The sequence below is a fragment of the Salmonella sp. 32120201201600049SM genome (assembly GCF_017572835.1).
Taxonomy (GTDB): domain Bacteria; phylum Pseudomonadota; class Gammaproteobacteria; order Enterobacterales; family Enterobacteriaceae; genus Salmonella; species Salmonella enterica.
This window is the reverse complement of the sequence record NZ_JAGESA010000004.1, coordinates 201,135-214,596: the sequence shown is the minus strand read 5'-3', so window position 1 is coordinate 214,596 and position 13,462 is coordinate 201,135. Positions and strand designations below refer to the sequence as shown.

General features: G+C 52.5%; 12 protein-coding genes. 4 read left to right on the top strand and 8 right to left on the bottom strand.

The features are described 5' to 3' along the window. Window position 1: 1 nt before the first annotated feature. Window positions 2-688 (top strand): response regulator, encoded by a 687-nt coding sequence (locus J4650_RS11685; RefSeq protein ID WP_023993815.1) that lies wholly within the window; start codon window positions 2-4, stop codon window positions 686-688. Between the two features lie 21 nt (window positions 689-709). On the opposite strand, the gene rihC is transcribed toward J4650_RS11685, so the two are convergent. The 8 genes from rihC to J4650_RS11645 all read right to left on the bottom strand — a co-directional run bounded on the left by rihC (window position 710) and on the right by J4650_RS11645 (window position 9,146). Then, window positions 710-1,630: a ribonucleoside hydrolase RihC gene (gene rihC, locus J4650_RS11680; protein ID WP_023993816.1), complete on the bottom strand. Its 921-nt coding sequence runs from the start codon at window positions 1,628-1,630 to the stop codon at window positions 710-712. 15 nt (window positions 1,631-1,645) lie between these two features. Then, the gene (locus J4650_RS11675; RefSeq protein ID WP_023993817.1) at window positions 1,646-2,848 is read right to left on the bottom strand and encodes a hypothetical protein; all 1,203 of its coding nucleotides are present in this window, start codon (window positions 2,846-2,848) and stop codon (window positions 1,646-1,648) included. Window positions 2,849-3,048: 200 nt separating this feature from the next. Continuing rightward, on the bottom strand, window positions 3,049-3,999 hold the full coding sequence (gene ispH / locus J4650_RS11670) for a 4-hydroxy-3-methylbut-2-enyl diphosphate reductase (RefSeq protein WP_001166428.1): 951 nt from the start codon (window positions 3,997-3,999) through the stop codon (window positions 3,049-3,051). A 2-nt stretch (window positions 4,000-4,001) separates the two neighbouring features. Further along, window positions 4,002-4,451 carry an FKBP-type peptidyl-prolyl cis-trans isomerase gene (gene fkpB / locus J4650_RS11665; RefSeq protein WP_000047269.1) on the bottom strand — a complete coding sequence of 150 codons (450 nt, stop codon included), beginning with the start codon at window positions 4,449-4,451 and terminating at the stop codon, window positions 4,002-4,004. 154 nt (window positions 4,452-4,605) lie between these two features. After that, window positions 4,606-5,106: a signal peptidase II gene (gene lspA, locus J4650_RS11660; protein ID WP_000042736.1), complete on the bottom strand. Its 501-nt coding sequence runs from the start codon at window positions 5,104-5,106 to the stop codon at window positions 4,606-4,608. Continuing rightward, window positions 5,106-7,940 (bottom strand): isoleucine--tRNA ligase, encoded by a 2,835-nt coding sequence (gene ileS / locus J4650_RS11655; protein WP_001674865.1) that lies wholly within the window; start codon window positions 7,938-7,940, stop codon window positions 5,106-5,108. Before ileS ends, lspA begins: the two co-directional genes overlap by 1 nt. 44 nt (window positions 7,941-7,984) lie before the next feature. Continuing rightward, window positions 7,985-8,923, bottom strand: coding sequence for a bifunctional riboflavin kinase/FAD synthetase (gene ribF / locus J4650_RS11650; RefSeq protein ID WP_000767311.1), 939 nt, complete (start codon window positions 8,921-8,923; stop codon window positions 7,985-7,987). A gap of 7 nt (window positions 8,924-8,930) precedes the next feature. Then, entirely contained in the window at window positions 8,931-9,146 is a 216-nt protein-coding gene (locus tag J4650_RS11645; protein ID WP_001726890.1) for a DUF2575 family protein, read from the bottom strand. Between the two features lie 105 nt (window positions 9,147-9,251). Between J4650_RS11645 and rpsT the strand changes: the two genes are divergently transcribed. The 3 genes from rpsT (at window position 9,252) to J4650_RS11630 (ending at window position 13,423) form a co-directional block, all read left to right on the top strand. Next, window positions 9,252-9,515, top strand: coding sequence for a 30S ribosomal protein S20 (gene rpsT, locus J4650_RS11640; RefSeq protein WP_001518655.1), 264 nt, complete (start codon window positions 9,252-9,254; stop codon window positions 9,513-9,515). 455 nt (window positions 9,516-9,970) lie between these two features. After that, entirely contained in the window at window positions 9,971-11,344 is a 1,374-nt protein-coding gene (locus J4650_RS11635; protein ID WP_000099989.1) for an MFS transporter, read from the top strand. 39 nt (window positions 11,345-11,383) lie between these two features. Next, entirely contained in the window at window positions 11,384-13,423 is a 2,040-nt protein-coding gene (locus tag J4650_RS11630) for a glycoside hydrolase family 31 protein (protein ID WP_023993818.1), read from the top strand. Window positions 13,424-13,462: the final 39 nt, after the last annotated feature.

The following is a 13,462-nucleotide window of genomic DNA, read 5'->3' as shown; positions in this document are numbered from 1 at the left end:
CATGGATAGCATTACGACACTCATCGTTGAAGACGAACCGATGCTAGCGGAAATCCTGGTGGACACCATCAAGATTTTTCCCCAGTTTTCAATCGTCGGCATCGCAGACAAACTGGAAAGTGCGAAGAAGCAAATACGCCTCTATCAACCACAGTTAATTCTATTGGATAATTTTTTACCCGATGGCAAAGGGATCGATTTAATTCGTCATACCATCAGCACCAACTACACGGGGCGAATTATTTTCATTACCGCCGACAATCATATGGATACCATCAGCGATGCCTTACGCATGGGCGTATTCGATTATCTGATTAAGCCGGTACATTATCAGCGCCTGCAGCATACCCTGGAGCGGTTCACCCGTTACCGCAGTTCGTTACGTTCCAGTGAGCAGGCAAACCAGACGCACGTTGATGCCTTATTTAATATCCAGGCCAAAGAACAAACCGCAGAACCGAATAGCGGACTGCGGGGAATTGATGAAAACACCTTCAACCGGGTACGACAAATATTCGCCGACCCGCAGGCAGTACATACAGCAGACACTCTGGCGCAAATTCTGGGCAGCAGTAAAACCACTGCCCGACACTATCTGGAACAAGGCGTGAAAAATAACTTTCTCGAAGCGGAGATCAGCTACGGGAAAGTGGGCAGGCCGGAGAGACTCTATCGCGGCAAAGTATGAGATTATGGCGCCAACATGTAATTACGGCGCATAGGCAAACACCTCAGCCACCCACTGACGAAAACCGTCCACATCCAGCGCCAGCGCCACCTGCGCGTTGGCGGGCTGCCCAAGACGCCCTTCAATATCTACCACCGTGGTACCGGCGGTATATTGCCCCTGCGTTTCTACGGCCACAAAACAGGATTGCAGGGTAAAAAGCTCCGGACGCACCAGCCAGGCGATCGCGCAAAGATCGTGCATCCGGACGCCAGTGCGCATACTACCGCTGCGATAATGGTTGAACAGGCTGTGCAACATCTTACCGGTGCGATTCAGCGCGGGCAGTTTACTCAGAAAATCTGGCGAGAGCATTGCCTGATTCGTGACGTCCAGCCCACACATCACAATCTCCAGACCGCTGCGGAACACCAGCGCCGCGGCCTCCGGATCGACAGCAATGTTAAATTCAGCATTAGGCGTAAAATTGCCGCGCCCTGCGGAACCGCCCATCAACACCAGACGGCGAATGTTACACGCGCACTCCGGATAGTGCATCAGTAGCAACGCAATATTGGTCAATGGCCCAATCGCCACTAATGTCATGGGCTCCGGGGCGTTCATCAACACATCCCGGATAGCGATAAACGCAGGCTTCGCCAACGGTTGGCGCTGATGGTCGACAAAATCATAGCCTTCCATACCGGATTCGCCGTGGACGTATGCCGCATCGCGTAACGGACGCAGCAGCGGCGTCGCGGCCCCTTGTGCAAGTGGCACATCGGCGTCCCAGAAATGCAGAAGCTGCAACGCATTACGGGTGGTTTTTTCGACCGAAACGTTGCCGGCAACGGTGGTTATTAGTTGCAGATCAAGCTCGGGGGCGAACAGCGCAGCGGCAATCGCAGCCGCGTCATCAATGCCCGGATCGGTATCAAGAATAATGTGTAGGGATGCTGTCATTAACGCTCTCCTGACCTATTGTTTTATATCTTCATACTCAGCGCGACTGATACAGGTATCAGGCACATCGTCATCCGTCACCAGACGCGGACTTAGCTTATCACCTTCGATAAACGGAACTAATGGGCAAAAACGCCCTGGCGATGCTTTGTTTTCCTGCCACTGAATCTCAAGCGATTCGGGCTCAGCGCCGGGTTTTTCTGCCTGAATCACGGTACGAACATTACCGATTAGCCAAAAAGGTTGACACGTCCCATCAAGGCTAAGAGGCGGCGTCAAATGACCATTTTTACGTACTAGCGGATAAATAATACGCCCATCAGCGTAGGAAGGTGTCATGTAGCAGTTATACATTTTGCCTTTACTTATCACAGGCTGAAAGTAGCTTTCACCGCGATCGATCAGTTCAATCGTTTTTCCTTTCCAGCGATACACATTGACGCCATGGCTGCAGCAACCGCCGCGCCAATAGCTGACAATCTGTTTATGTTCAGCATCGATCTCTGGTGAAGTGATTTCCTGAAAAGACGCGGGCGCATCAACATAACGCTGTTTGGCGGGGTCATAGAGCCATGTTTGTACTGGAGCATCCGGCCCAGCAAGTAACTCTGTTACAATCGACAGATCCGGGTAGCCATCAAAATTGACATCCCCCCATTGAGGCATAAACGGGCTACAAGTGCCCACCGAGGCGGTATCTAAGGTCTGTATGAGTTTACCATCACGGTATAATTTTATCGCCGAAATGGCCGGCGTATTGCCGCAATCAATCTCTTTGGAAGGGTCGTAACCCCCTGCATCATTCGTGTTCGTGACCAGCACAATATCAAGGGAGTTTTTAGGTTTGAGGTAGATAAGAGCAACAGGAAAATGTCGTTTTTTATCTGCGGACGTCCATTCGCCTTTAATCTCACTGCTGGAGATTTCCGCATTCCAGTAACCCGAAAGCGCCTTTACGCGTTCTTCAAGATGTACCTCTTTATCCTGAAGCGAGCCGCGTAGAACAATCACTGCCTTGTGCTGATTGCAAGGTTCATAGCAGTAATACCCATTAAGAGAGTTACCAAATCGCGTGATATTAACGTTTACCGGTTTCCCCGCGATAGTTCCGGTATAGTTTCGCTCCCAGGCGGGTAGCTCCAGCACCGTGGCGCTTGTTGCGTCCATCCAAAAGCCGATGGCGAGTAACGTTGGCAATCCATATTTTATTTTGCCCATTTCCCTTATCCCTGTAGGCATTACAACCCAAAAAACCAGCAACGATTGTGCTGGTTTTTCAGATGAATAGCAAAAAGGTGGGGCATTAGCACTGGATGACGACTACGCCTTATTCTTCCTGTCGCACATTGAATATCAAAAGAAATTCTTAAGATCTGGTCAACGTAGCGTCATCAGGCAGATTTCTGAATTATGAAATCTTATTCGACCTCACGAACATCCACACGCAGCTCTTTCGGCACTTCAAAAACAATATTTTCTTCGCGCCCCTCAAGCGTGACGGCTTCGCCGCCGCCAAACTCGCGCAGACGCGCAATAACATTCTGCACCAGAATATCCGGCGCGGAAGCGCCAGCGGTAACGCCGACGCAGGCGGCTTCTTTCACCCACGCCTCCTGGATATCCGCCGCATCGTCGATAAGAAACGCGGTTCTTCCCATCCGTTGGGCCAGTTCCGCCAATCGGTTAGAGTTAGAAGAGTTTTTCGAGCCGACCACCAGCACCACGTCAGCCTGCTCCGCCAGCGCCCGCACCGCTTCCTGACGATTAGTAGTGGCATAGCAAATATCGTCTTTGCGCGGGCCAACGATTTTCGGAAAGCGTTTACGCAGCGCATCAATCACATCGGACGTATCGTCCACGGAAAGCGTGGTTTGCGTCATGAAGGAGAGCTTGCCTTCATTTTTGACATTCAGCGTCCAGACGTCCTCTGGCGACTCAACCAGGTACATCCCCCCTTCCGGGTTGCTGTACTGGCCCATGGTGCCTTCCACTTCCGGGTGCCCGGCGTGGCCGATGAGAATAGATTCTTCACCGCGACGGCTGGCGCGCGCCACTTCCATATGGACTTTCGTCACCAGCGGGCAGGTGGCGTCAAAAACGGTAAGATCGCGGCTTTTCGCCTCGTTACGCACCGCCTGGGAAACCCCATGAGCGGAGAAGATCAGAATGGCGCCATCCGGCACTTCGCTAATTTGCTCTATAAAGATCGCCCCGCGCTGGCGCAGGCTGTCCACTACATAGCGGTTATGCACGACTTCGTGCCGAACGTAAATTGGCGCGCCGTAAATAGCGAGCGCATTTTCAACAATGCTGATAGCGCGGTCTACCCCGGCGCAAAAACCGCGTGGGTTGGCCAACAGGATCTGCATGTTTATGCCTCCAGCGCCGGATCGATTTCCAGCACTTCAATATCAAAGTGAACGGTATGCCCGGCCAGCGGATGGTTAAAATCAACGGTAATCGAGTCGCCGTTGATTTCGCGAATCACGCCAGGCATTTCGCTGCCATCCATTGCGGTAAAAAGCATAATCGCCCCGACTTCCGGTTCGCCCGCCGCCATAAACTCACGGCGCGAGAAATACTGGATCAAGTCCGGACTGGGGACGCCAAACGCGGCGTCAGGCTCCAGCGAAAACGCTTTCTTTTCCCCTTCTTTCAACCCCAGAAGCTGCTGCTCCAGACCTTCGGAAAGCGAGGTATCGCCAAGACGGAACAGGGCTGGCTTGCCGTTATTGCGGGTAGATTCCGCCGTTGAGCCATCATCCAGTTTCAGGGTGAAGTGAACGAGGATCGCGCTGTTGCTCTGTACGGATTTAGACATGCAAATTGCTCACGTGTTTTGCCCGGAGGCACAAAGAACGATAAAACCGTAGGCCGGATAAGGCGTTTTCACCGCCATCCGGCACCACGTTTGCCTGATGGCGCTGCGCTTATCAGGCCTACAAAACCGGATAAGCGCCACCCGGTATTTACGCTTATGCCTGTTCTTTCGCTGTCGGCTTCGGCAAAAAGCCTTCCAGTACAATCAGCGCCGCGCCGATACAGATCGCGCTATCGGCAAGGTTGAACGTCGCGAAATGCCAGTCGCCGACGTAAAAATCGATCATATCGACAACAAAGCCGTGCCACAGGCGGTCGAACAGGTTACCCAGCGCGCCGCCGATGATTAACGCATAAGCGATGTTATTCAGCTTCTGCGTCGCTTTCGAGCGATACATCATCACCAAAAGAATTACGCAGATCCCTATCGCAATCCCGGCAAAGAACCAGCGCTGCCAGCCGCCGCTATCCGCCAGGAAGCTAAAAGCCGCGCCGTAGTTACGCGCATAATGCAGATTAAGCGACGGAAACAGCCCTACCGTATCCCCCAGAGCGAAATTCTGGAGGATCAGGTATTTGCTGCCCAAATCGATAATCAGCACGACTACTACCAGCCATAGCCAGCGTAGTCCTGTTGAACAGAGTGGTTTACTCATCAGGCAAATTTACGTTGTTCGCCATTACCGGCGATGTTGCTGACACAGCGTCCGCAGATATCTGCATGTTCCGCCACCTTGCCGACATCAGTAGTGTAGTGCCAGCAGCGCGGACACTTATCACCCTCGGCACGCGTTACCACTGCCTGAACTGTCGTATTACCAGCATTGTACTGAATATTTTCATCATCAATACCCCCTGCTTGCTCAGAAATCACGAACTGGGAAGTAATGAAGATAAATCTGACCTCTTCACCCAACAGTTTTAGCTTCTTGATCGTACCGTTAGCATCGTCAGCATATTTCAGCGTCACTTTTGCTTCCAGGTTCGATTTGATGCCATTGGCTTTCTGATTTTCCAGCTCTTTGTTGACCTGGTCCTTGATATAGCGGACATCGTCCCAGAATGCGTCATTAAATTCTTCATTCTCTTCCAGGCCAAACAACCCGTCGTACCATTCGCCGGTGAAGACATATTTTTCACGCTCGCCCGGCAGGTAGCCCCAGATTTCATCAGCCGTGAAGGACATGATCGGCGCCATCCAGCGAACCAGCGCCTCTGCGATATGATACAGCGCAGTCTGGCAGCTACGACGCGCGACGCTATCGGCCTTCGCGGTGTACTGGCGGTCTTTGATGATGTCGAGGTAGAACGAGCCCATTTCAACGGAGCAGAAGCGCATCAGGCGCTGTACCACTTCATGGAAGTCGTAAGCTTCGTATGCCTTCAGAATCTCTTGCTGCGCCGTTTTCGCGCAGCCCACCGCCCACCTGTCCAGCACCACCATCTCTTCCGGTTTGACCATATCGGTGGCCGGATTGAAGCCATTGAGGTTCGCCAGCAGGAAGCGCGCGGTATTACGGATACGGCGATAGCTGTCGGCAGCACGTTTCAGGATCTCGTCAGAGACCGCCATTTCGCCGGTATAGTCAGTAGACGCCACCCACAGACGCAGGATATCCGCGCCCAGTTTATTCATCACATCCTGCGGCGACACGGTGTTACCGATGGACTTGGACATCTTGCGCCCCTGACCATCGACGGTGAAACCGTGAGTCAGTACCTGGCGGTATGGCGCTTTGCCTTTCATCGCCACGCTAATCATCAGGGAGGACATAAACCAGCCGCGATGCTGGTCAGACCCTTCCAGATACATATCGGCAGCATGACCGGCGAATTCCGGACGTGCGTCAACCACGGAGTAACTGGTGGAACCGGAATCAAACCAAACGTCCAACGTGTCCGGAACTTTCTCGTATTGATCAGCATCTTCGCCGAGGATCTCTTTCGGGTCGAGATCCCACCACGCCTGGATACCGTCAACTTCGACGCGTTTCGCTACCTCTTCCATCGCCGCCAGAGTACGCTCAATCGGCAGCAGCTCCTGCGTTTCTTTATGCACGAACAGCGACATCGGTACGCCCCAGGTACGCTGACGTGAGATACACCAGTCAGGACGGTTAGCGACCATTGATTCAATACGCGCCTGACCCCAGTCCGGGATCCACTGAACGCCTTTGATCTCTTTCAGGGACTGTTGACGAAGCCCTTCTTTATCCATGCTGACGAACCACTGCGGGGTCGCGCGGAAAATGATCGGCGTTTTGTGACGCCAACAGCACGGATAGCTGTGCTGCATTTTTTCGACATGCAGTAGCGCGCCTTTTTCTTTCAGCAGTTCAATAACGATATCGTTCGCTTTGAAGACGTTAACACCGTCAAGCGTTGGATATGTGCCAGGCAGGTAAGCGCCGTCCGGCCCAACCGGGTTAGCGGTTTCCAGGCCATACTTTTGACCGATCACGTAGTCATCCGGGCCGTGACCAGGGGCGGTATGTACCGCGCCGGTACCGGCGTCCAGGGTGACGTGATCGCCGAGGATCGCCGGCACGTCAAAGCCCATAAACGGATGGGTAAAGCGCAGCAGTTCCAGCTCCGCGCCTTTAACGGTGCCGAGAATGGTGTATTCAGCCGCGCCAATACGCTGCATGACGCTTTCAACCAGATCTTTCGCCAGAATCACCGCCTGGCCGTCAATCTGCACCAGCGCATAATCAAAGTCCGGCGCCAGGGAGATGGCGCGGTTAGCCGGTAGTGTCCACGGCGTGGTGGTCCAGATAACCAGCGACACAGGGCCGCTCACGCCCGGCAGACCGAACTTCGCTTTCACCGCATCCTGATCGACGGCGCGGAACGCCACGTCGATAGACGGCGACGTTTTGTCGTAATATTCAACTTCCGCTTCCGCCAGCGCGGAACGGCAGTCAACGCACCAGTGCACCGGCTTAGCGCCTTTGTGCAGATGACCGTTTTTGATAATTCTGCCCAGCGCGCGGATGATGTTGGCTTCGGTTTTGAAGTCCATGGTCAGGTACGGATGCGACCAGTCGCCCAACACGCCCAGACGAATGAAGTCTTTACGCTGGCCGTCAACCTGAGTGGCGGCATATTCGCGACACTTAGCGCGGAATTCAGCGGCAGTAAATTTCTCGCCCGGCTTACCGAACTCCTGCTCGACTTTCAGCTCGATAGGCAGACCGTGACAGTCCCAGCCCGGCACGTAAGGCGAGTCAAATCCCGACAGTCCTTTGGACTTCACGATAATGTCTTTCAGAATCTTGTTAACTGAGTGACCAATATGAATGCTGCCATTCGCATATGGAGGGCCATCATGCAGAATGAAGGTTTTTTTGCCTTTTTTGGCCGCACGAATGATGCCGTACAGATCATCATCGGTCCAACGCGCCAGCATTCCCGGTTCACGCTTGGCGAGGTCGCCGCGCATCGGGAACCCTGTTTCCGGCAAATTCAGGGTCGATTTATAGTCACTCATCAGATTCTCGGTTCCGTATTTCGGTTTGATAAACACCGTCAGGGTTACACCTGCCCGGCTAGCCCAAAAAACTTGCGGGCCGTTAACTCATCGCGTGCGATTTGCGCTTTTAGCTCATCAAGCGACGCAAATCGCTGCTCATTACGTATCTTTTTACGCAGTATTACATCTATATGGCGACCGTAGAGGTCCATTACAACGTCCAGCAGATGCACTTCCAGTTGTTGACGCACGCCAGCCACCGTTGGACGAGTGCCAATGTTCGCTACGCCGGGTAACGGCTTATCGCCAAGCCCGGTGACTTCCACCGCATAGACCCCTTTGACCGGGGAGACCTGACGGCGCAGCGGTAAGTTCGCCGTCGGGAAGCCAATGGTACGTCCCAGCTCGTCGCCATGAACGACACGCCCGGAAATAGTAAAGGGATGTCCCAGCAGGCTTTCGGCAAGCGCCAGGTTATCCTCCGCCAGCGCCTGTCTCACTGCGGTACTACTGATACGCACGCCGCCTTCACAAAAGGTTTGGGTGCTGGAAACCGCAAAACCATACTCCGCCCCCGCCTTCTGTAATAACAAGAAATCGCCCGCGCGGCTAGCACCAAAGCGGAAATCATCGCCGACGGCAAGAAATTGCACGCCAAGTCGCTCCACCAGCAGTTCGCTGATAAACGTTTGCGCCGTCAAAGCGGCAAAGCGGCGATCGAATTTCACGCACAGCACATAGTCCACGCCGCACTGCGCAAGGTAATGCAGTTTTTCACGCAGGCGCGTCAGGCGGGCGGGCGCTTTATCCGTCGCGAACAGCTCCAGCGGCTGCGGTTCGAAAATCATGACCACCACCGGCAGACCGCGTCTGCGTCCTTCTTCCTGCAAACCCTGCAGTAGAGCGCGATGCCCCCGATGTACGCCGTCGAAATTACCAATGGTCAGCACACACCCATGCGGGGCCTGACTGAGATTATGTATGCCGCGTATCAGCTTCATGTCTGACTCAAAACAGTGAAAATCGCAAGAGTATACCTTGTACAGCGGTCAAGGTTAACCGACTATTGCCCTGATGAAACATAAAGAAGATGCTTTTCATCGCCATGCGGCAAACTCCGCCCCAAAACCCGCCGCTTAATGCAATTTTTCTCATGGAAAGGCTGTATTCACAGCACGCAAGCTGGTAGAATCCTGCGCCATCACTACGCAACGAGTGCTGCAATTTAAACGGCGCTTATTTGCACAAATCCATTGACAAAAGAAGGCTAAAAGGGCATATTCCTCGGCCTTTGAATTGTCCATATAGAACACATTTGGGAGTTGGACCTTGGCTAATATCAAATCAGCTAAGAAGCGCGCCGTTCAGTCTGAAAAGGCTCGTAAGCACAACGCAAGCCGTCGCTCTATGATGCGTACTTTCATCAAGAAAGTATACGCAGCTATCGAAGCTGGCGACAAAGCTGCTGCACTGAAAGCATTTAACGAAATGCAACCGATCGTGGACCGTCAGGCTGCTAAAGGTCTGATCCACAAAAACAAAGCTGCACGTCATAAAGCTAACCTGACTGCACAGATCAACAAACTGGCTTAATCGCCTGCTTGTTATCAGCTTTGTAAAAAAACCCGCGTAAAGCGGGTTTTTTTATGCCTGCTATCTGCCGTTTTGCTCGTCAACCGCTGGCGCTGATCTCACTCGTTCACGCTCTTCCTGACCAGCCTATTTTTTCAGCTATCCCTCCCTCAGTCACGTAATACTTGAAAGTTATTTTCTTTCACTGTTTTCCTTTTCTTATTTCATTACTGAAAAAACTGTGACCACCTTAGCAAATAAAAACATCGCTCATTCAAAAACTAATAAACGCAATCCTGATGTAAGATTTAATAATTGATTGATGCCGTCGGGTTAACTACTTTTCATGTACACCTTACTTACTCATTTTAATCTGAGGTTAAATTCAAAAACGACATAAAAATAATATTCAAAACTTGCTTAGAAAGTAGAGGTTGTTTTTCTGGGCGTATCGTACCAATATCGGAGTTATCATTATGAGTTCTGTCATTGAGGATACCCAGCCTTCCGGGTCAGCATCATTGTCTTTACTACAGCGTATTAGCTACGGCTCTTTGGATGTGGCGGGTAATCTGCTGTACTGCTTCGGTTCAACGTACATTTTATATTTCTACACAGACGTTGCGGGCATTAGCCTTGCCGTAGCAGGCGTTATCCTGCTGCTGGCGCGTATTATCGATGGCATAGACGCCCCCATATGGGGGATCATCATCGATAAAACGCGTTCACGCTACGGTAAATGTCGCCCCTGGTTTTTATGGTTACCGCTGCCTTTTGCGGTATTCAGCGCGCTGTCATTTTGGTCTCCTGATATCAGTATGACAGGAAAAGCCATCTATGCAGCAATATCTTATATGATTGCCAGCATTCTATTTACCGGACTTAATACACCACTCAGTGCAATATTACCCCTGATGACCTTATCTCCCAAGGAAAGACTGGTTTTAAATTCCTGGCGAATGACCGGTGGGCAAATTGGGGTTTTATTAATGAACGCGACCGCCTTGCCGTTAGTCGCTTTTTTAGGTAACGGTGATGATCACGCTGGTTTTATTTATACGGCAATTACGTTTGCCATTATATCCTGCGCGCTAACGCTCTTTGCGTTTAAAAACATTCGTGAAATGGATACGGATAAAATACAGCATGAACCTAAGTTGCCGATGAAAAAAAGTTTCGCGGCGATGAAAGGTAACTGGCCGTGGATCCTGATGGTGCTGGCTAATCTGATCTTCTGGATTGCCCTACAGCAGCGCAACACGACCATTGTCTATTATCTGACCTACAACCTCGACCGTAAAGATCTGGTACCGCTGATTAACAGCCTGGCGACGATTCAGATCCTGTTTATCATCGCTATCCCCTTCTTTAGCAAATACCTGGCTAAAACCTGGATATGGGTAGGCGGTCTGCTGGTCGCCACGTTTGGCGGCGTCATGATGTGGCTGGCAGCGGACAACATTACTTTCCTCATCGCCGCCTGGATACTCGGCAATATCGGCAGCGGTATCGCCTGCTCAATGCCGTTTGCCATGCTGGGCTTCGCCGTCGATTTCGGCGCCTGGAAGACCGGTATTAAGGCTACCGGCATTCTTATCGCCTTCGGCAGCACCTTCTGCATCAAGATGGGTAGTGGCCTCGGCACCGCTTTCGCCGCCTGGATCATGAACAGTTTTGGCTATGTCCCCAACCATGCCCAGAGTGCTGCGGGTCTGGAGGGCATTATCTGGGCCTTTATCTGGGCACCCGCCCTACTCTTCGCGCTCGCAGCGATCCCACTACTTTTCTTTCGCAAATACGAAGCGATGGAAGAGAAGATTCGCCACGATCTGGAAACCGTCAACTCATAACGTTCTTTACCTTCACCCTCGAATATGGGAGGCACCACCATGCCATTTATGCAACAAGACCCGCGTCGTCTGGTCTGGCAGCAAAACGATCGCTATTTATGGATTGAACCCTGGGGCGAGAACAGCCTGCGCGTACGCAGCGGCCGTCATCTGCCGGTAATGAGAAATGAAGACTGGGCATTGACTGAGCCAGTCGCAGAAAGCCAGTGCCACATTGATTATGAGCACCACCAGGCAACGCTGACCAACGGCAAAATTATCGCTATCGTCAATCAAAAAGGACAGGTTACCTTTTACCGCCATCCACACAAACCCCTGTTGCAGGAGTTCTGGCGCCTGCGGGGCGAAATTGGCGAGGATGAATCATCTCACGGCCAGTACGTCAGCGCACTCAACCTTGAGGGACGCGAGTTCCGCCCTATTCAGGGTGGGAAATATTCACTGAAAGCCCGCTTCGAAGCCACCGAAGGGGAAAAAATTTATGGTATGGGGCAGTATCAACAGGCCAACCTGGATCTCAAAGGATGCGTGCTTGAGCTGGCGCAACGTAACTCCCAGGCCTCAGTACCGTTTATGCTCTCCAGTCTGGGCTACGGATTTTTATGGAACAACCCGGCAGTCGGACGCGTAACCTTTGCCCAAAACGTTACCGAATGGGAAGCGCAGGTCAGCGAACAGCTGGACTACTGGATCACGGCTGGCGATACCCCGGCAGAAATTAGCCGGGCTTACGCGCTGGCTACCGGCACGCCGCCGATGATGCCGGACTACGCCATGGGCTTCTGGCAGTGCAAACTCCGTTATCGTACGCAGGAAGAGCTGCTGGAGGTCGCCCGCGAATATAAGCGCCGCAATCTGCCTATCTCAGTGATCGTAATCGACTTCTTTCACTGGCCGAATCAGGGTGACTGGATGTTCGATGCGCGCGACTGGCCCGATCCTGATGCCATGATTGCCGAGCTGAAATCGCTGGGAATTGAGCTGATGGTCTCCGTCTGGCCGACGGTGGATAACCGTACCGAAAGCTATCGGGAGATGCGCGAAAACGGCTGGCTGGTACAAACGGAACGTGGCTTGCCGATCAATATGGATTTCCTCGGCAATACCACTTACTTTGATGCGACTCATCCGGGCGCGCGCGACTACGTCTGGGGCAAAGCCAAACGCAACTATTACGATAAAGGCGTGAAGTTATTCTGGTTAGATGAAGCCGAACCTGAGTTCAGCGTTTACGACTACGACAACTATCGCTACCATGCCGGGCCGGTACTGGAAGTGGGCAATATCTACCCACGTATGTACGCTAAAACCTTTTTTGACGGCATGAAAGCCGATGGCGAAGACCAGGTTATCAACCTGCTACGCTGCGCCTGGGCCGGCAGTCAGAAGTACGGCGCGCTGGTCTGGTCAGGGGATATTCACTCCTCGTTTAGATCGCTGCGCAACCAGTTTGCCGCCGGACTCAATATGGGAATCGCGGGGATACCGTGGTGGACGACGGATATCGGCGGTTTTCATGGCGGTAATATTCACGACCCGAAATTCCATGAATTGCTGATTCGCTGGTTCCAGTGGGGCGTCTTTAGTCCGGTGATGCGTCTGCACGGCAACCGCGATCCGCAAATTTTACCCGCGCAACCGTACCGGGATGGTATCGCCCAGTGCCCTACAGGTGCGCCGAACGAGGTCTGGAGCTACGGTGAGGAAGTATGCGAGGTACTGACAGGTTGCCTGGCGTTGCGAGAAAAACTCAAGCCCTATATCAAAGCGCTGATGGAGGAAACCCATAAGCACAATACGCCAGTGATGCGCCCCCTGTTCTTTGAATTCCCCGAACAGGAAACAAGTTGGGCAATCACCGACCAGTATTGTTTTGGTCCTGACCTGCTGATCGCCCCCGTCATGCATGAAGGTATGCGCGAACGTGATGTCTGGCTACCAGAAGGGGAAACATGGACGGATCTTGCGACCGGTGAAAGCTATTCAGGAGGGCAGACGCTGCAGTACGCTACGCCACTGAACAGAATTCCGGTGTTTATCCGCGAAGGTGGGCAGTACCGTAGCCTGCTGAACTTGTAGAATGATTCCGGCTGCGGGCTAGTTCCGCAGCCGGAAGTA

Coding starts and splice junctions, on each gene's coding strand:
- fkpB (WP_000047269.1), bottom strand. CDS start 4,451: ATGTCTAAATCCGTACAGAGCAACAGCGCGATCCTCGTTCACTTCACC.
- J4650_RS11685 (WP_023993815.1), top strand. CDS start 2: ATGGATAGCATTACGACACTCATCGTTGAAGACGAACCGATGCTAGCG.
- ribF (WP_000767311.1), bottom strand. CDS start 8,923: ATGAAGCTGATACGCGGCATACATAATCTCAGTCAGGCCCCGCATGGG.
- J4650_RS11635 (WP_000099989.1), top strand. CDS start 9,971: ATGAGTTCTGTCATTGAGGATACCCAGCCTTCCGGGTCAGCATCATTG.
- J4650_RS11675 (WP_023993817.1), bottom strand. CDS start 2,848: ATGGGCAAAATAAAATATGGATTGCCAACGTTACTCGCCATCGGCTTT.
- lspA (WP_000042736.1), bottom strand. CDS start 5,106: ATGAGTAAACCACTCTGTTCAACAGGACTACGCTGGCTATGGCTGGTA.
- rihC (WP_023993816.1), bottom strand. CDS start 1,630: ATGACAGCATCCCTACACATTATTCTTGATACCGATCCGGGCATTGAT.
- ispH (WP_001166428.1), bottom strand. CDS start 3,999: ATGCAGATCCTGTTGGCCAACCCACGCGGTTTTTGCGCCGGGGTAGAC.
- ileS (WP_001674865.1), bottom strand. CDS start 7,940: ATGAGTGACTATAAATCGACCCTGAATTTGCCGGAAACAGGGTTCCCG.
- J4650_RS11630 (WP_023993818.1), top strand. CDS start 11,384: ATGCCATTTATGCAACAAGACCCGCGTCGTCTGGTCTGGCAGCAAAAC.